The organism is Myxococcus sp. CA040A (genome assembly GCF_013336725.1).
Taxonomy (GTDB): domain Bacteria; phylum Myxococcota; class Myxococcia; order Myxococcales; family Myxococcaceae; genus Myxococcus; species Myxococcus llanfairpwllgwyngyllgogerychwyrndrobwllllantysiliogogogochensis.
In genome coordinates this window covers 72,220-88,505 of sequence record NZ_JABUMR010000019.1, presented here as the reverse complement: position 1 = coordinate 88,505, position 16,286 = coordinate 72,220, and the positions used below count along the sequence as shown (strand labels likewise).

Sequence of the window (16,286 nt, the reverse complement as noted above, 5' to 3'; positions counted from 1 at the left end):
CACAGCCGGTCGAACGCCCCCTCATCCGCAGAGGGCAAATACCCGAATGGACCTCTTCCCACGCAACCGCCTCCTTGTATGCGGTCGCGGCAGTATGATCCTTCTCGCCCTTAACTGATCGGCATTGGCTCTAGCGGTTCGGACACGTCGAACACGAGCGTGTTGCTCGAGGGCCAGAGTCCCATGCCGTAGAGGCGGTCCCCGTCCACCAGCACGGTGTGCACGGCGAAGGGGGCGCTGGATGGCACGCGGCGCACGAGCCGAGGGTCCGCGGGGTTGGAGATGTCGAAGACGACGATGCCAGTGTCCTGACTGGCGACGTACAGCGCGTTCCCCTTGGCCCACACGCTGTTCCAGAGCTGGTCGTCTGGGAGGCTGATGACCTTCTTCAGCACGGGCTTGCGCCGGTCCGTCACGTCGAAGACGGTGATGCCGCCCGGCTTGCCCGGGCGAAGGTAGGCGTTGGCGGAGACGGCGTAGGCGTGGTTGTTCGCGACGTAGATGTCCAACGGAGTGCCCTGCTCGACGTACGTTTCCGACACGAGCTCCAGGCCGCCGGCGGACTCATCCTCGCCTTCACGCCACAGCATGCGGTGGGCGTCGGCGGTGGCCCGCTGCACCACCCGGCCGTTGACGCACCGGGCGAAGCAGCCCGTGAAGTAGCGGTTGCTGGGCGCCTCACATCCCGCCAGCACGGTGGTGGTGCTGCCCCCGTCCCGGGACAGCGTGTGGGTGCCGAGGAGCAGGCTGTCCGCGTCGCGCTCCTCGTGAGTGACGGGCGCGTAGTAGAACCTGCTGGGGCCGCCATCGCCGATGAGGCCCATTGTCACGGTGGAGTACGAGCCGCCCACTCCGCCATCCGCCAGCGCGAATTCCCGCCGCAGCCGGACATGGTAGATGCCGTCTTTCGGGACGTTGGCGAGCGTTCGGGCGTCGCAGGCGGACAGGTCGAAGATGGCCGGGTCGAGGCAGCCTCCGGCGGGGCTCTCGCCCACCTGAGGCACGAGCGCGCAGGACGAGAGCACGCCGGGGTCACCCGTGCCGTCTCCCAGCTCCTCCAGCACGGTGTACGTGCCGTCCCAGGGCGGCGTCCCGGAGTCGGGTGTGCCCGAATCCCCGGGGACGCCTGCATCGGGCGTGGGCTGGGGCGAGTCTCGGCAGCCTGGAGTCGAGGAGAGCAGCAGGCTCCACGTGAGGAAGAGCACCCAGGACGAGCGAGAGGAGGACGGCATCGGGGAACCTCGAGGGGAGACGCCATGCATGATTGCGGGCACCACGAGCAAAGTGGCTGCCCCTTTGAATTCGCTCTGCACGTGGGAACACTTGCTCCGTGAAGGGGAACGAGGCGCGCGCGGCGGGGAATAAGCGCGCGACGGCCCGTCTGGTTTCGCGCTTGCACGTCGAGCGGCCCCTCACTCCTCGCCAGGGCCTGCGCCACGGTTCCCGTCACCCCGACCCCTGTTGATGGGCTGGAGCGCTTCGCGAATCTCCAGCCCGTTCGATTCGCTCCCAATGCCCCGGTGACTTGTAGAGGGAGATGTCGGTTTCAAGCAGCGCATTCCGCAGCGCCTCTGTCTGCCCGCTCTCCTCGTAGTTCACAGGCTGGATTCCGTTAGCGTCGGCGATCTGCAGCTCGCCATTCCAGGAGACCACGGCCACGCGGACACCCTTCGACTTGCAAGACTGGACCAGTCCATCGTCCCCGGCATAGATGCCAGGCACCTCCTGCATCGCGCGTAGACGTCGTTTGGAGCCGCGTCCCGGTCGGCCATCAGTCGGTGCGCTGACGTGGTGGTTCTCGGCGGCTGGTGGAGGACGGCAATCATGCTCCATGCGTTGATGTTGTCCCGGTCCTGGGGCATCTGCCGCCTCACGTCGGCGATTTGACGCCGCAGTGCGAGGACCTCGCCAGCGATTGGCTGCGCCTGCTCACACGGCATTTCCCTTATGACAGGGAACCTGGAGGCCAGTGATTGCCTTGGAGACACAGACCCGCCCAGCGGTTGTTCACCCTCGCTTCGCGAGAATTCGCCGGATGAGGTCGTCTTTGACAGCCCTCACCTCGAGGGTGCGAGGCGTCGAGCGCTCGTGGAAGTAGAGGTACTCCGGGATGTACACGGGCTGTCGGCATGCCTCGACGATGGGGAGCATCGTCGCGTAGTCGGTACACTGCTCAATCCACCGTCCGTCGAGCTGCAAGTCCTCCGGTGTGATGGTGTCGAAGAGCCACTTCCTGAAGGCGCGCAGGTGAATCCATACTTCGCCGCCCCAGTGCCGCCGGGGCTCGACGAAGTCGGGGTGGTAGAGTTTCGTCGGCTTATCCGGTCGGAACATGGCCGCCAACACGACGTCGCAGCCCTGCTCATACTCGGCGCGCAGTCGGCCAACGCCGGTACGGCTCAGCAGCGCATCATCCATATCGAGCACCACCACGAGCGTCTCAGGGTCGGCACAGAGTTCGAGGATGCCCAACCGGAAATTGAGGATTCGTCCCGCATGCCGTGCGTGCCGCACCAGCGTGCACCGGCCCCTGAAAGGCTCGAGCAGCGGGCCCATCTGCCACGGCAACAGTCCTTCACTGGCATCGTCGATGAGGACGATTCCGAAGCGCTGGTCCTCCTGCATGGCGAGGCTCCTGAGACAGCGCCGCACCCGTGAAAGGCCCGCATCCTGCCCCTTGATGAGAAACACGATGGACTCATGGCGCTGCGCATACGCCCAGTCCTCGGGGAGTCCCGTGAGGTCCCATTGGCCCCGCTGCCTTTCAGGCACCTGTCCCTGGCCGACCAGGTCGCGTGCGCGGGAGAGGAACGCCTCATCCGTTTTCAAGACGTTCGGTGGGTGGATGTAGAAGGTCCGTGCATCGCCGCCACGCAGGGTCCTCAGCCCATGCCGCTGTTGATGCGCTTCGAGCGAGCGATACCAGGAGCGGGCGAGCCGCCCATCAATCAGCTCGTTCGGGAGCGGTCGACATGCACGAACCCGCTCCAGGTCGAGCAGGCCACAGCGCACCTCAGGGACGAACGCGCCGAGGGGCGCGTCGTACGGCCGCGACTTCACATTTTCGGGCTGCGGGATGTTGAACGCCACCCCCAGGACGTCCTCAGGTGCCGCGGCCGCTCGCATCTCCCCCAGGTAGTCGTGGCCGAAGTCGCGCCGGCCGACCAGCACGTCGAGGTCGCACTGGAGCACGTACCGGGTCTGTATCTGGTCGAAGCCCCAGAGCTGCGGCGTGACGGGTATCCCGCGCGCGGAGTGCGTTACGTCACACGCGAGGCCAAACCATGCCGCGTTCACCGCCGCGACGAGCCCCGGCTCCCCAGGCGCAACCCAGATTTCGTCGAGGGTCGCCTCTCGCTGAAGCTGCTCGGCCGAAGAAATCAGGCCCGGCAGATCCCCCGGCGCGTACTCGCGAGGAAACGGTCCGGGATAGGGGTCCACGAGGAGGATGCGTCGCGCGAAGCGGCGCGGAGACTCGAGCTGCCCGACGATGTGACGCACCTGGGTGAGGAGCATCGCCACATCCATCGCGCACGCCTTGATGAGGAGCGTGACGTCGGAGGCCGGCGCGAGCTCTCGTGGCTCTGTCGGTCCGGCGGTCCTCCACTGCCGAAGCGCGTGCTGGGTGAGCAACTCCCGGTAGAAGTCGGCGAAGCCCGGGAGCCTTGTGAGCGAACCGTCCTCGCGCAGCTCACGGCTGCGCTGTCGAAGCTCCTCATCCGTCCACCCCAGCGAGGCAAGGGTGAATGCTCGTGCCGCGGCGTCGCGGAAGTAGTCCACGTTCATTGGGACAATCCACGCACCAACGTCGATGAACGTCAGTCCGCCCCCTATGCGTCGGCGGAAGTTCGCACGCTTGATGTTTGCGCAGACAAGATTCTTCTCGAGACAAAAGAGGAAAAATTCCCTGACCTCGTCCAGGGAGAGGTCTTCGGCGGAAAGTGTCTCGAACCAAGGGTAGCGCAGCACCCACGTTCCCTCAGAGAACGTCCACTCTGGCTCGGGAATGAAAGGCATGGTGCCGCGGAGTGCACCGCTCAACCAGTCCACCTTCGATGCTTCGATGGCGCCCGGATGAAATCGCTTCTCGACGAATTCGCCAATGCGTTGGACCACCCCCTCCTGGCCCGTCCCCAGAATCATCGTCCGCCGTCCAGCCGTGCCGCCCACACCTGTGCCTGTGCGAACAGGGCCTGCCGCGAGGCGACGTATCGTTCCGAGCGCCGGTTCGCCGCCGTCACCTCTCCCCCCAGGTTGTAATCGCAGTACGACGGGGCCGTGAGCACCGCGCCTGAAGAGGCTTGGTTCAAGAGGAGGTCAGTGACGAGCCAGTGATCCTCGGCGCTCTCGACCTCGGGATACCGCCAACCTGCTCGCGGATGGAGCAGGAGATTGCAGGATGGCAGCTCGTTCTTGGCCGTGCCCTCGGCCATGGACCTCAGCATGGAGAGCACGTGGGCTGGTCGAAGGAGCTCCTCCGTCGCCGGGTTGTCTTGTTCGAGGAGCCGTCCCTCCCGGACGAGCCGGTTTCCACCAAGCACCCAGCGTGCATCGCGGCGGTCACCCAGTGCGCACGCCGAGGCCAGGGATCGCACCGTCGAGAAGCAATCGTCCGCATCGAGTCGAGCGACCCATCGTGCGTTTCGCATTGCCTCAGCAACAAGAGAAAGTGCCGCATTCCGTGCTCGCGATGGAGAACCACACCGTGTGCTGCAGACAACGAGCGGAAGCTGTTTCCGGAAATGACCGACCGTGACCGCCCAGTCGTCGCTTGAATCGTCATCGACCACCACGACCCCGAGGCCGCCGGTGGGGCGCTCCTGCCTCGCGATGGATTCGAGGCATCTGGTGAGTGGCCCGGCCTGGTTGTGCACATTGACCAAGACCACCACCTCGGAGTTCCAGGCGTGCTGTTCGCTGGCGACCGCTGCCACGGATGTCCCGGCAAGGCTCACGGACCGTACGTGCCCGAACCCGGCGAGTTCCAGCGTCATGACGGCTCCTCGAGATGCGAGGCCTTCGGCGCGAGCACAGGTACAGCGGCCTCTCCAGCGAGAGCGGCGGGGAGCTGTCGGCCTGGCTTGTGCTTCCGCCACCAATCCCGGTAGAGCGCAATCCAGGAGGGGGACATCCGCTCCTCGAGCATCGTCGGCCTGATGTTCGTGGGCACGTAATGTCCATCGCGGAATCGTCCGCACAGCCGGCAGTTGCGCTCGATGAGGTCCTCCATTTCATCGTCATCGGTGGGCAGCTCCGTCCGGCCGCCGCCCTCTCCAGTGATGCGCGTCACTCCGCCCGCCACGGCGCAGGGGAAGTAGCCGAGCGGCGTCAATCCCATCCCACAGTCTCGCATGATGGCGCAGCCGTTGCGGAAGTCGGCGTGCCGGTACGCAGGGTCGTCTACTGGGGCAAGGTTGAAGGGCCCGAAGGTTGGTTGCACATCGCTCGTCTTGGCGGAATTCTCAACCCAGATATCCGCTGGCAGCCGGGCGAGCCGCGACCGGACAGCCTCCTCATGTCCGTTGGTCACGACCTCGATGATGCACTCCGGATTTGACCGGCGATAGCGGCGCAGCTCTTCGATGATGGCGAAGAAGGCGGGATGGAGTGTCGGCTCGCCGCCGAGCACACGGATTCTCCGCCAGCGCTTCCCTCGAGCAAGTGATTGCTCGACGAAAGCAGTGACGCCATCGAGGGGCAGATGGAGTGCTTCCGGCGCCTGCCGCACGGAGCGGTTGCAGTTGAAGCAGCTCAGATTGCAGAGGTAGGTGATGTCTATCTCGATCAAGTCCCGGCTGCGGGCGTACTGAGGTCCCAGCACTTGCGTGAGGCCTCGGGACACCCGGAGATGGCGCCACCATGCCCGAGCCCGGTACCACCCTCGCAGCGGGAACAGCCACCGACTTGAGGTTTTTGGTGGCCTGTCGAAGCTGCTCTCAGCCGGTCTCATGCAGATCCCCCCACGGAAGCTGGTGCGGTGGGACATCCTCGCCGCCCGCCTCGATCTCGGTGCGCCGCACGCCGAAAAGACACTCGGCGCGCGCGAAGAACGCCTTGGCCTGTGCCTCCGACAGCTCACCACCATAGAGCCGCCAGAACCAGCGCAGGCCCGAGATTTTCGCGGGTGAGCGCGGCGACGACAACGCATCCCCTTGGGTGGACAGGTGCCAGGTCGCCGTCCATTGACCGGTGTATGCGACGCGGCTCCCCTGTGCGCGCAGCAGGCGGATGGCGAGGTCCCTATCGTTGAGGCTCCGAAGCCCGTCGCGAAAGCCCCGAACCGTCGCCCACAGGCGTCGAGACACGAATGTATTCGACCCCTGCCATCCCGGATTTCCGATGAGGAAGTCGCTGGGGATAAGCCCTTCAGGCAACGCGCGCTCCCGCTCTTGGCCATCCATCACCAGCCGGAGTCCAGACACGACGATGTCGGCTTGCTCGCGTTCGGCGGCACGGAGGTTTTCAGCGACGTGCGACGATTCCCAGGAATCGTCATCGTCGAGGAGGGCCACGAACCCCTCGCTTGACGAGGCGAGCAGGTGTGCCAGCCCGGTGTTCCAGGCGCCCGCGGCCCCATTGGCTCTCTGATTGTCGAGCATGACGAGCGGCAGCGGATGGAGCAGCCACCGCAGTGCCGCCTGCTGTTCGGCAGTGAATGACGCACCGTCATTCACTATGACGACCTCGCGGACCGCGCGGGTCTGTAGGCGGATGGAAGGCAATGCCCGCCCGAAGAGCAGTTCCCAGCGGTTCCTCGTAGCAATTAGTGCTGAGCATCCTGGACGGGGAGTCATCCATCCCTTCTCAGCGCGGCCTGGCGCCAGATTCAAGCCCCTGGGGCCATTCCAGGCACCAGGCTCTGCCCCTTCGCAGCAGTCGGAGTCTCAGTCTCCGCATCTCGGAATCGCCTCGGGATGCGTTCCAGATCCTTCAAATGAGGGGCGCGCTCAGGGGGCTGCCTTAATCCCACCATCGCGCCAGGGAAGGCATCAGCCGGTGCTCCGGTTCCGTCCGGAGCCCCGCCGCCTTCGCCAGACGAAGCAGGGCCAGGCCCTCGATGAAGACATATCGCTCCGTCTGACCTTCGGGAGTAGGGGAGAAGCGTGTCGCCGCGAGTTCGTTGCTGCGCCGATGGTGAGCGCTGGCTGCCTCCACCAGCGCGACCTCGAAGGCGTCGGCGTCCCGGTCGAAGAGTGCTCGGCACAGGCGCTGGCGGGGCTCCGGCTCGGGGTCCAGCTGGGCCATCCGGTCAAGCAGCGCCTCTTGCCGCGCGAGGTCTTGATCACCTTCGAGCAGCAGGACATGGAGGAAGCGACCGTAGACGAAGTCCTCCTCGTACTCCTCCCCGGGTATCCACTGCTCCGGCGCCAACCGCGCCAGCTCCCGTGCAAGGGTGTCCTGGCCGGCGACCAGCGCGTCGCAGAAGGGGTGGATGTTGCCAGCCCCCGCGAAGCGCACGGCTTGCCCGCTGTCCCGCGTTTCTTTCAGCAGCCGGGCATGGGCCTCCGCCGATAGGGTCAAGTGGCGGAAAAAGCCGTCGGTGTCCGCCTCCGCCAGCAACAGGGCGATGCCCAGCATGCGCTCGTGCCGGGAGACCTCGTGCATCCGCCGGGCCCGCTGAGCCGGTCCCTCCGCCGGCTTGCCCATGGCTTCGCGCAATAGCTCCAGCTCAAGGCGGAGGTTGAGGATGACCGTTCGCATGGGGCGGAGGCCGCGGACTCAGAGATCGTAGTTGTCCTTGAGCCTGAGTTCCGCGCCGTAGTCCTCCAGGGGCATGAACTTCATGCCCGTGCAGCCAGCCTGGAGGATCGCGCGGGCCTGATCCTCGCGGACGATGACCAGTTCCGTATTCTCCCCCAGCCGGAAGAGCTTCGTGTCTGGCCCCAGCTTTCCCGGGTCCAGTACCAGCTTCTCGAAGTCGCGGAGCCGGTCCTTGAACAGCTCGTTCACGGTGAAGACCGAACGCTCCCGGTTTACGCAAGCCACCACGTCGAGCAGGTTGGCCAGGTAGTAGGGCTCTGGCACGACCTTCTTCTTGTGGTTGCGCAGCTTCACGGGCAGAAACTCGAAGCGGGCACCCGCGCTGGACGCGAGGATGCCCCGGAGCTTCTCCGAGACGATGTGCAGGCCCAGCACGTTGCGGACGGAGTCCCCCGGCTTGATGCCCCCATTGGGAGCGAAGTCGAAGACAACGTCGGAGGGGAACCAACTGCTCACCGGGACGCCCTTGGTGAGCATGTAGCTCTTGGCGTCGAGCTCTTTCGGAAGCTTCAGGAGCCTCACGAAGGAATCGTCATCATCTTCTTCGGTCCAAGGGTGGTAGTTCATGAAGGCACGGGTCTGCTTGGGCGCCTAGACACTATCATTCACTGTCCTGGCCCCCGCGTTCGCCAGCAGCTTCCAATACTTCTCCTGAAGGGACATCAGCCGCTCCTTGATGTTGATGAGGACCTCCTCCGTGCAGGCGTCGTCGGACAGCTCCTTCAATTCGTTGGACAGCTGGCGAGCGTCATTGGCGACGTGCGTGTCGTAGGTCGGGTGCGAACCCAGATGGTAGGGCAGGTTGTGGAAGTCGCATCCCTTCAGGGTTCCGGGGAGGAAGATGAGGTTGCGGCCGTTGTGGACGTTGTAGTCGACCCGCTTCAGCATCGCGGCCTCGCGCTCGCCGAACAGGGCCAGGAACTGAGCCTGGGGGATGAGGTGGTGGGCCTCGTTCTCGTAAGGCGTGAAGCCCTTGGAGAAGTTCGCGAAGGAGAGGCCGAGGATGCTGACCGCGACGTACTCGAAATAGTAGCGCCCGACGTGCTCGGGACCGTGCGCGAGAATGCTGGGAAGCAGAATGGATGGCTTGGTTCCCCGTGCCTTGAGTGTGGCCAGGATGCGCTTGGGGGTCCGGTAGCGGTTGTTGCGGCCCGGGTCTCCCAGAGTCGCTGCGTGCCCGTTCTTCCGGTAGTTGGTCGCGGAGTCGTCCTGCTTGAAGACCCAGATGCCCTTGCTCTCGGCCAGCTCCGCGAAGATGTGGCGTTTCATGTCCCGTCCTCCGGACCGACTTCAAGAAGAAGGAGGCGCCAGCACATGCAGGGCGCCTCGCTCACCACTGTCGCTTGCAAGCCAGACCAGAATGCTCCGGGTGCCCCCATATCCTCGGGCGAAGGCGCGGGCGGCCATGGTGATGGCCATGGGCGCAGTGGCGGCGCCAATCTCCCCGAAGCAAATCCCCGTGTTCCACGCGGGCAACTCGGAGGGCAGGCCCCGTCCCATCAGCCGGCTGAGCGCGCAGCCCCAGTCATACGCCCGGCGCTCGTCACCCGTCAGGTTGCCGATGAGGCGGCCCGGCTGCTGCGCGGCGGGCAGCGCCTGCCAGACCTGGGCGCAGGCCTCGGCGAGCGCTTCGCCATTCCAGGGGCGCCCCGCGAACCGGTCATGGGGCTCGCGACGCAGCGCGTGCGCCCCGAGCACGCAGTCGATGCGGGCACCCCGCCGCCGAGCGAGCGCCAGGGGCTCCACCAGGAGAAAGGTGGCGCACTCCCCAGGGAGGACTCCCTGGGGCCTGGACGGGGTCTTCAGCAGCCGCAGTGAGTCGAGCGCCTCCACGACGGGCCGGTCCACGTAGCTGTCGATGCCACCGACGATGCAGCGCGAGACGGCGCGTTTCGCGAGCAGCTGTGTCGCGGCGGCCAGTGCATGGAGGAATCCGGCCTGGTCACCCCGAGTGACACGCCAGTGGCCTGCGGGCACCGGGACGTCCGCCAGACGTGTGAGCCGGGTGAGCAGCAACTGCTCCTGCTGTGGGCGCAGTGCCTCCAGGGTGTCCGGTTCGGACTCCTCTTCCGCTTCGGAGTCCAGGCTGGGCTGAAGGCCGCTGGCCTTGGCGGCGGCTTGGAGGGGCAGTCCGCTGGGGAGGTTGAGGACGAGGCCAGTCTGCCTCCAGTCCTCCTCCGGGCAGGAGCGCCGCAGGTCCGACATGGCGACCGCGCCCAGGCGGAGCAGCCGCCCGTTTCCGGTGAAGCCCTCCGTGCAGCCGGCCACGGTGTGCCCGCGGACCGACTCGGCGTTCCCGGTATCCGGGTCGCGCCCGACGTAGTCGTCCAGCGGCGCAATCCGGAGCAGGCCCGCTCTCGCGGCCGCACAACTCGACGGCGCATCCCAACCGAGCGGAGAGACAGCGCCGAGCGCCGTGACAGCGAGCGCACCGGTGGGCCAGGTCTCAGGCGGCATGGCTCGCGCCTCGGTGGAGTTCACTCATCGCAGCATGGGCACGGTTTGTTGGTGGCGCTGTCGCCCATGGCGACGACGGGGCCCTGCATGACGGGGAAGGGAGGCGTGTTCTTGTCGTTGTGGAGCATCAGGTCAAAGGCGCGCGCCACGTTCTTGCCCTCGAACTTCACGTCGAACGAGTAGTTGACGAACTCGGCCTTGCCCTGGGTCTTGCTGGAGGCTACTCCGCCGCCAGCGGTACCGGCCTCGTCGCCGGTGCTCGTCTTGAAGGTGGAGTCATTCACACACACCGGGTTGCCGCCCACGGATACCTTCTTTGTGCCCTTGTCCGTGTCCGAGGACTGCGCCACGTTGGGATAGGGAATGGGCACAGGGCCTCCCGGGCTGGGCGTCCTGCACACGTCTGGGAACGCCGTGCTGACGCCCCCACTGTCCTTGGTCACCACGGACATCTTGTTGACACCCGTGTTGACAGGCATGACGCCCCCCTCGCGGAGATGAACAGGATAGCGCGAGGGGCACGCAGCGCGAGCCTCCCCGAGGAAAATCAGGCGAGCCTGACAAACCTTCATCGCGGCGGCTTGGACACATCCTCCGAAGTTCTGCGTGGACTCCGTACATTGTGGCCGCCTGCACTCAACCTTGTCACGGTCTCCACCGACCCTGCTCCTCCTTGCCGCCCTGCGCCATCAAGTCTCGGTGATACGGGCAATCCACGATGAATCGTCAGCCACCCGACACTTGCTTGTCCTTTCGGGCATACCCGCAGTGTGTGGTTCTTCACGGTTTCACTACCGTGTCCTCGCCGTGCCGGTCGGCGCCAGTCCTGGCGCTGGCCGCAGCAAACGCAGCCGAGGAGAACCTGTCATGACGACGATGAAGAAGTGGTGTCTCTCAGTCCTGGCTCCCGCGGTGCTTTCGTTCGGGTGCCTCGACGGTCCCGCGGTAGGTCCCACGGAGACGGCTCCCGAGGAGGTCCTCGAGGGGACGGTGTCGCAGGGCCTGGCGACCTTCACCGGCACCGTGCTCGACCCCAGCGGTCAGCCGATTGCCGGCGCCACGGTGGTCATCAACGGCATCAACCGGACCACCGACACGGCCGGCAAGTACTTCGTGTCCGTCAACAGCACGACCGGCTACATCATCAGCGTGAGCAAGTCGGGCTTCGCGCCGATGACCGACTACCTGAGCGCGGGCCTGCTCAACAACACCCACGTCCTGCCCCGCGCGCCCATCCGGCAGTTCAGCGCGACGCAGGCCATCACCATCGAGGCCGGTGACCTGTCCGTGGTCATCCCCGCGGGCTCCCTGTTCAACGCCGCGGGCCAGCCGGTGACGGGCACGGTGCTCGTCTCCGCCGCCACCTACAACCCGCGCGGCATGCCGGGTGACTTCACGGCGGTGAACCAGGGCGGCAGGCAGGTCGCGCTCGAGTCCGTGGGCGCCTTCTTCATCGGCGCGACGACGCTCGACGGCCAGCCGGTGAACCTCGGCAAGGACCGGACCGCCGAGGTCACCCTCCGCGTTCCGCAGGCCGCCGGAGGCCGCATGCCTCCCTGTGTGCTCAACGGCACCTGCCGCGCGGCCGGGTGGCGCTTCGACGCGACCATCAACCGCTGGGTGGAGCAGCGCGCCAACTTCCGCCCGAACAGCGCTGGCAGCACCTTCACGCTCATCGGCGGGCCGGCGTCCACGCCCAGCTCGGTCGTCCCCTCCAACGGCGGCCTCGGCACCTGGAACATCGACCTGGAGTTCACCAACCCCGCCTGCACCATCGTCGAGTTCGTGGGCTTCCCCGCGTACTGCTACGACATCAAGCTCAACCTCGCGATGCAGAACGCGGGCAACACCTTCGTCCCCTTCACGGACACGGTGACGCCGGCCATCCCGTTCGTCGTCCTCTACAACAACCGTCCGAACGTGGACCAGGAAGTCGGCGTCGAGTTCCCGCTCGGTGCGCCCGCGGACTGCGCGGCGAACATGACCATCTTCTCCAACCCCAACCCGACGGACCCGTCCACCTATCCCATCTACACCCCGACGGGCGGCTTCACCCAGTTCAACTCGGGCGCGCCCTGGGGCGGCACGGGCTTCCCCAAGTCGACCGTCACCCCCTTCGGCGACATCACCCTGACGGACATCGTGAACAACACCCAGCCGTGCAACTCCACGGTGACGTTCGTCTACAACCCGTAGGCCGGGCCTGAAACCCCGGCGCGGCCTCATGTGGGCCGCGCCGGGACTCACCGGATGAATCAGGTCGGCGTGGTGCAGGTGCAGGTGCTCGCGGGCGCGTAGCAGGCGTTGCTGCTGGCCGGGACGATGGAGTAGCAGTGCGAGCGTCCCGCCATCACCTCCGTGTCCGTGTACGTGGTGCCAGTGACGGTGGCGATCTTCGCCTTGCCGTAGTTGCACGCGGCGAAGCCGTCCGACTTCATCACCCAGTACTCGGTGGCTCCGGCCACCGCGCTCCAGGACAGGTTCGCCTGGCCAACGCCCGGCGTCACGGTGAGCGCGGGCGCCGCCGTGGGTCCACCCGCGCAACCCGCGTTGATGCGGGCCGGCGAGGAGCAGGCGATGTTGTGGCGAGCGAAGGCGGCATAGATGGCCGTCATGTGCGGCGTGCCGTCGATGAGGTTGCCGTTGTCATCGTCCGCCGCCAGCCACTGCATGTAGCCGTTGGTGGCGCCACAGCCGCTGGACGTGCCGAGCGTACAGTCACAGGCGTGCCAGATGCCGATGTTGCCACTGCCCTGGTAGAACAGCTTGTTGCCCATGGTGTTGGCAGTGTTCGCGTCGTAGCTGAAGGGGGCCGCGCGCAAGTCGCGGGCGACGAGGTCCCACGCCGCCTGACGGACGGGAGAGGCCGCGCAGTGGACCTGCCTGCCGCAGGGGCCGCCGCCGCCGCCGCACCGGCCACAGACGAAGTTCTGCGGCGTGGCGGGCGTGTTGGGCACCTGGGCCGCCCAGTCCGCGTCACGCACGCCCGAGCAGCGGCTGGCGCACCAGGGCGCTCCCGTCTGCGCCTCGTTCACGTTGTAGCCCGTGCCGTCCGGCGTCATGCCGCAGCCCTGGTCGACGGTCTGGAAGAAGCCGTGGCCCACGCACGAGGTCGGCAGGCGGTAGATGGCCGCGATGTCCGCGTAGGCCTCGCTGGAGTTGCTCAGCGTGCCGGCGACGTCGTTGTCGTCCATGCCATGGCCCCACTCGTGGTCGAACACGGCGGCGATTTCGCCCGTGTTCCGGCACCCGCCGCCGCTGCGGAAGAAGTTGACCGTGGACCCCGTCCAGAACGCGTTGCAGGTGCTGACGATGTTCATGTTGGAGGTGAGCTGGCCGTTGAGCCACACGTTGGTGGGCAGCCAGCCTCGGGCAATCTGGGCAATCCGGTTCAGCTCGTAGAAGGAGCTGCGCGACGCGGAGGTGTTGCCAGCGGAGAAGCCCGGCGTGGTGCAGTCGTGCTGCCCGGTGACGCCGCCCAGGTCGATGGTGCCCGGGGCGGAGGCGGTGACGGGGCCGCAGTTGTCCTGGATGCGGATGTACTTGCCGTTGAGGGTGGTGGTGGTGGTGCCCGCCGTGTAGTCGAAGACGCCAGCGCTGTCCGTGTAGTCGTTCGGCCCCGGGAAGCCGGTGTCGGCCCACGGCATGGGCGTGTTGGCGAAGCTCACCCCGCACGTCGCCGTCGCGGTGCAGGTGTCCGTGTTGGTCAACAGATAGGCGCCGCCCTTGATGGTCTGGTCGAAGTAGTGGTTGTCGTCCTCGAGCGACAGCACCTCGCCGCGGGTGGCATCCACCGTGACCTTCCAGCGCTCGTGCTCACCGGGCTGCTGGAAGCCGTAGCTCCACACGAGCTGGTGGCCATAGGCCGCGCCGAAGCCCGCGCCCTGGCGGGCCACGGGGACGATTTCCAGCGTGGGGGCCTTCCAGAGCGTGGAGGGGCTCTCGTAGAGGCCAAAGCGCTCGTAGCCCGCGACCATGGCCTGGTCCGCGGCCAGCAGGGGCAGGGGAGAGATGTCCACGTTGGCCCAGGACTCGGTGCCCAGCAGCACCAGGTTGCCGTGGCTGATGGTGGCCGCCATGCGCCCGTAGCGGACCGGGATGCCCTTGAGCTGCTGGGGGATGGAGACCTGCCACAGGTGCTCGGCGATCTGCTCGACGCGGGGCTCTCCCAACTGGAGCACATCCACGCCAATCGCGGCCTGGTTGGCCTCGATGAACTGGAGGACCAGGTCCCCGACGACGGCCGCGTCCACCCGCGCGACGGCTCGACCCAGCTGGTTGCGGACGGAGTCCAGCGTGAGCTTGTTGCCCGCACCGGTGCCCGGGATGAGGGGGACCGAGCCCATGAGGTTCGCGGCCGTGCCCGTCTGGGCATCGACGTAGACCTGGAAGCCGCGGCCGTTGCGCGCGAAGAAGTCATCCCACGCGCTGGCGCCCGAACGGCTCAGCTTCGGCAGCGCCTCCTCGAGCGGCACCTGTCCGCTGGGGATGGTGAGCTCGGGCTTGAAGAAGGCCTGGCTCGCCAGCGAACCCGGCGCGGAAGGCGCTTCTGGCTTGAACGCCCACGCGGGCGCCGCCAGCAGGGCGGTAAGGCAGACAGCGGACTTCAAGACATGGTGCATGGAATGGCTCCCTCGGCAGTGAATGACTGTCTGGAACGGGGATGACGGAGGCCCGGGAGGGCGCCAGAAATCCCCGAGTTCCTTATATTTTACACTTCACTGAGGGTGTGCCCCGGAGGGCGTGAGGAGTGTTGGCCCGCGGACACTCCTGGCGCGGCGGCGGATGGCAGACGCCATTCTTTGTCGTCTCGGAGACAGGGCAGACGCCGGGGCTTCTTTTCATGAGACGCATTGCGACGGAGGCCGGTGCCAGGGTGCGTAAGCCCTGGAATTGTCGAGAGATTGGAGCCTGCTTCCAGGTCCGGTTAACCTCCAGGGCCGCACTTCACCGCTCAGGGAGCCGGTCCGACATGTCCGAGCAGAAGCCCCGCCTCACGCGTCCCGTGGAGAATGTCCGCGCCGAGCTGCTCGCGGACCCAGACACCCAGCGCATCGCCAAATCGGTGGGCATGGAGCTGGCCGCCTACGTGGAGCTGGTGCTCGACTATGCCCAGCACCCGGAGAAGGAGCCGGTGCTGCAGGTCGTCCCGGACGAGGCGCTGCGGGCCGCCGGGTATGATCCACCCTCCATCCAGGAGGTGGGGGAGTTCTTCAAGAGCGCGGCGCGAGGGGAGCTGGGCCTGGGCCCACCGGCCTCCTACTCCACGGGCTTCGAGGCGACCCAGGCAGCCTCCCAGAACAAGCCCTCCCTGCGGGGCGACGAGAACCAGACGCGGGTCGAGGTCGACGAGGCCACCAGCCAGGCCCTCCTCAAGAACCTGCCCCGGGGGCCTGATCGCCTTTGAGGGGCCGGACGCAACTCCGCCGGGTAGTCCCCGATAATCAGGCAAACCTACATTTCACGAGGAAATCCCATGTCCGTCGGCGGCTCCAGTGGCGCGGGTGGTAGCAACGGTGCGAACAGCGCGAGCAACTCCGCGAGCAACGCGGCGAGCAAGGCCGCCGACGCGGCGAGCAAGGCCGCGAACAGCATCAGCAACGCACTGGGTGGGCTCGGCAAGGCATTGGGGGGCCTGGGCGGACTGGCCAGTAGCCTGGGCGGGTTGGCCAAGGGGCTCAGCGACGCCGTCGGCAAGGTCTCCGAGGCCCTCGGCAAGATTTCCGGCCTGCTCGAGAAGGGCCTCAGCGCCATCACCGGTCCTCTCAAGGACATCGTCGGCAAGGCGCTGGACTCCCTGCCGTTCGGCATTGGCCAGCTGGCGAAGCCGTTCGCCGACAAGTTCATCGACAACGGGCTGTCCATGGTGGCCGGTGGCCCGCTGGCGGGCGTGAGCAGCATGCTCGGCCAGGCGCAGAACGTGGGCAAGCTGGCGGACACCGTGGAGACGGTCCGCAATGCGGCCACCGCCGTGGGCGACATCGCGCAGGGCAAGTTCAACGCCCAGCAGCTCGCCGCCTTCGCGCAGTCGCAGCTGCTGCGCGGCGGTCAGTAGTCCTCGCTGGGAG

The 16,286-nt window shown here is 66.7% G+C and carries 15 protein-coding genes; 3 read left to right on the top strand and 12 right to left on the bottom strand.

The window, feature by feature from the left end; all coding sequences use genetic code 11:
- Window positions 1–110 precede the first annotated feature (110 nt).
- The 11 genes from HUA75_RS44320 to HUA75_RS44270 all read right to left on the bottom strand — a co-directional run bounded on the left by HUA75_RS44320 (window position 111) and on the right by HUA75_RS44270 (window position 10,697).
- The gene (locus HUA75_RS44320) at window positions 111–1,232 is read right to left on the bottom strand and encodes an LVIVD repeat-containing protein (RefSeq protein WP_174489900.1); all 1,122 of its coding nucleotides are present in this window, start codon (window positions 1,230–1,232) and stop codon (window positions 111–113) included.
- Window positions 1,233–1,446: 214 nt separating this feature from the next.
- A complete protein-coding gene (locus HUA75_RS44315; protein ID WP_174489899.1) occupies window positions 1,447–1,731 on the bottom strand; it encodes a hypothetical protein in 285 nt (94 codons plus the stop codon).
- A gap of 276 nt (window positions 1,732–2,007) precedes the next feature.
- On the bottom strand, window positions 2,008–3,786 hold the full coding sequence (locus tag HUA75_RS44310; RefSeq protein WP_174489898.1) for a glycosyltransferase: 1,779 nt from the start codon (window positions 3,784–3,786) through the stop codon (window positions 2,008–2,010).
- Between the two features lie 353 nt (window positions 3,787–4,139).
- Window positions 4,140–4,994, bottom strand: coding sequence for a glycosyltransferase (locus HUA75_RS44305; protein WP_141640772.1), 855 nt, complete (start codon window positions 4,992–4,994; stop codon window positions 4,140–4,142).
- On the bottom strand, window positions 4,991–5,788 hold the full coding sequence (locus tag HUA75_RS44300; protein WP_174489897.1) for a radical SAM protein: 798 nt from the start codon (window positions 5,786–5,788) through the stop codon (window positions 4,991–4,993). The genes HUA75_RS44305 and HUA75_RS44300 overlap by 4 nt, the downstream gene beginning before the upstream one ends.
- 148 nt (window positions 5,789–5,936) lie before the next feature.
- On the bottom strand, window positions 5,937–6,794 hold the full coding sequence (locus HUA75_RS44295) for a glycosyltransferase family 2 protein (RefSeq protein WP_174489896.1): 858 nt from the start codon (window positions 6,792–6,794) through the stop codon (window positions 5,937–5,939).
- Between the two features lie 166 nt (window positions 6,795–6,960).
- Window positions 6,961–7,701: an Imm49 family immunity protein gene (locus HUA75_RS44290; RefSeq protein WP_174489895.1), complete on the bottom strand. Its 741-nt coding sequence runs from the start codon at window positions 7,699–7,701 to the stop codon at window positions 6,961–6,963.
- An 18-nt stretch (window positions 7,702–7,719) separates the two neighbouring features.
- Window positions 7,720–8,283: an imm11 family protein gene (locus HUA75_RS44285; RefSeq protein ID WP_217446561.1), complete on the bottom strand. Its 564-nt coding sequence runs from the start codon at window positions 8,281–8,283 to the stop codon at window positions 7,720–7,722.
- A 69-nt stretch (window positions 8,284–8,352) separates the two neighbouring features.
- Window positions 8,353–9,030, bottom strand: a complete 678-nt coding sequence (locus tag HUA75_RS44280; protein WP_141640776.1) for an AHH domain-containing protein — start codon at window positions 9,028–9,030, stop codon at window positions 8,353–8,355.
- A gap of 21 nt (window positions 9,031–9,051) precedes the next feature.
- Complete coding sequence (locus HUA75_RS44275) at window positions 9,052–10,218, bottom strand: hypothetical protein (protein ID WP_174489893.1); 1,167 nt, start codon at window positions 10,216–10,218, stop codon at window positions 9,052–9,054.
- Window positions 10,219–10,238: 20 nt separating this feature from the next.
- Window positions 10,239–10,697, bottom strand: a complete 459-nt coding sequence (locus HUA75_RS44270; RefSeq protein ID WP_141640778.1) for a DUF4150 domain-containing protein — start codon at window positions 10,695–10,697, stop codon at window positions 10,239–10,241.
- A gap of 388 nt (window positions 10,698–11,085) precedes the next feature.
- On the opposite strand from HUA75_RS44270, the gene HUA75_RS44265 reads away from it, so the two are divergent.
- Window positions 11,086–12,414: a carboxypeptidase-like regulatory domain-containing protein gene (locus tag HUA75_RS44265; RefSeq protein WP_174457980.1), complete on the top strand. Its 1,329-nt coding sequence runs from the start codon at window positions 11,086–11,088 to the stop codon at window positions 12,412–12,414.
- Between the two features lie 59 nt (window positions 12,415–12,473).
- Here HUA75_RS44265 and HUA75_RS44260 read toward each other — a convergent pair whose 3' ends face one another.
- Window positions 12,474–14,840, bottom strand: coding sequence for a hypothetical protein (locus HUA75_RS44260; protein ID WP_174489892.1), 2,367 nt, complete (start codon window positions 14,838–14,840; stop codon window positions 12,474–12,476).
- Between the two features lie 350 nt (window positions 14,841–15,190).
- Between HUA75_RS44260 and HUA75_RS44255 the strand changes: the two genes are divergently transcribed.
- Both HUA75_RS44255 and HUA75_RS44250 read left to right on the top strand, forming a co-directional pair.
- Complete coding sequence (locus tag HUA75_RS44255; RefSeq protein ID WP_141640780.1) at window positions 15,191–15,625, top strand: hypothetical protein; 435 nt, start codon at window positions 15,191–15,193, stop codon at window positions 15,623–15,625.
- A 69-nt stretch (window positions 15,626–15,694) separates the two neighbouring features.
- Entirely contained in the window at window positions 15,695–16,273 is a 579-nt protein-coding gene (locus HUA75_RS44250; protein ID WP_141640781.1) for a hypothetical protein, read from the top strand.
- The last annotated feature ends 13 nt before the right edge of the window (window positions 16,274–16,286 follow it).

Coding starts and splice junctions, on each gene's coding strand:
- HUA75_RS44315 (WP_174489899.1), bottom strand. CDS start 1,731: ATGCAGGAGGTGCCTGGCATCTATGCCGGGGACGATGGACTGGTCCAG.
- HUA75_RS44310 (WP_174489898.1), bottom strand. CDS start 3,786: ATGAACGTGGACTACTTCCGCGACGCCGCGGCACGAGCATTCACCCTT.
- HUA75_RS44250 (WP_141640781.1), top strand. CDS start 15,695: ATGTCCGTCGGCGGCTCCAGTGGCGCGGGTGGTAGCAACGGTGCGAAC.
- HUA75_RS44255 (WP_141640780.1), top strand. CDS start 15,191: ATGTCCGAGCAGAAGCCCCGCCTCACGCGTCCCGTGGAGAATGTCCGC.
- HUA75_RS44290 (WP_174489895.1), bottom strand. CDS start 7,701: ATGCGAACGGTCATCCTCAACCTCCGCCTTGAGCTGGAGCTATTGCGC.
- HUA75_RS44265 (WP_174457980.1), top strand. CDS start 11,086: ATGACGACGATGAAGAAGTGGTGTCTCTCAGTCCTGGCTCCCGCGGTG.
- HUA75_RS44320 (WP_174489900.1), bottom strand. CDS start 1,232: ATGCCGTCCTCCTCTCGCTCGTCCTGGGTGCTCTTCCTCACGTGGAGC.
- HUA75_RS44260 (WP_174489892.1), bottom strand. CDS start 14,840: ATGCACCATGTCTTGAAGTCCGCTGTCTGCCTTACCGCCCTGCTGGCG.
- HUA75_RS44280 (WP_141640776.1), bottom strand. CDS start 9,030: ATGAAACGCCACATCTTCGCGGAGCTGGCCGAGAGCAAGGGCATCTGG.
- HUA75_RS44275 (WP_174489893.1), bottom strand. CDS start 10,218: ATGCCGCCTGAGACCTGGCCCACCGGTGCGCTCGCTGTCACGGCGCTC.
- HUA75_RS44305 (WP_141640772.1), bottom strand. CDS start 4,994: ATGACGCTGGAACTCGCCGGGTTCGGGCACGTACGGTCCGTGAGCCTT.
- HUA75_RS44295 (WP_174489896.1), bottom strand. CDS start 6,794: ATGACTCCCCGTCCAGGATGCTCAGCACTAATTGCTACGAGGAACCGC.
- HUA75_RS44270 (WP_141640778.1), bottom strand. CDS start 10,697: ATGCCTGTCAACACGGGTGTCAACAAGATGTCCGTGGTGACCAAGGAC.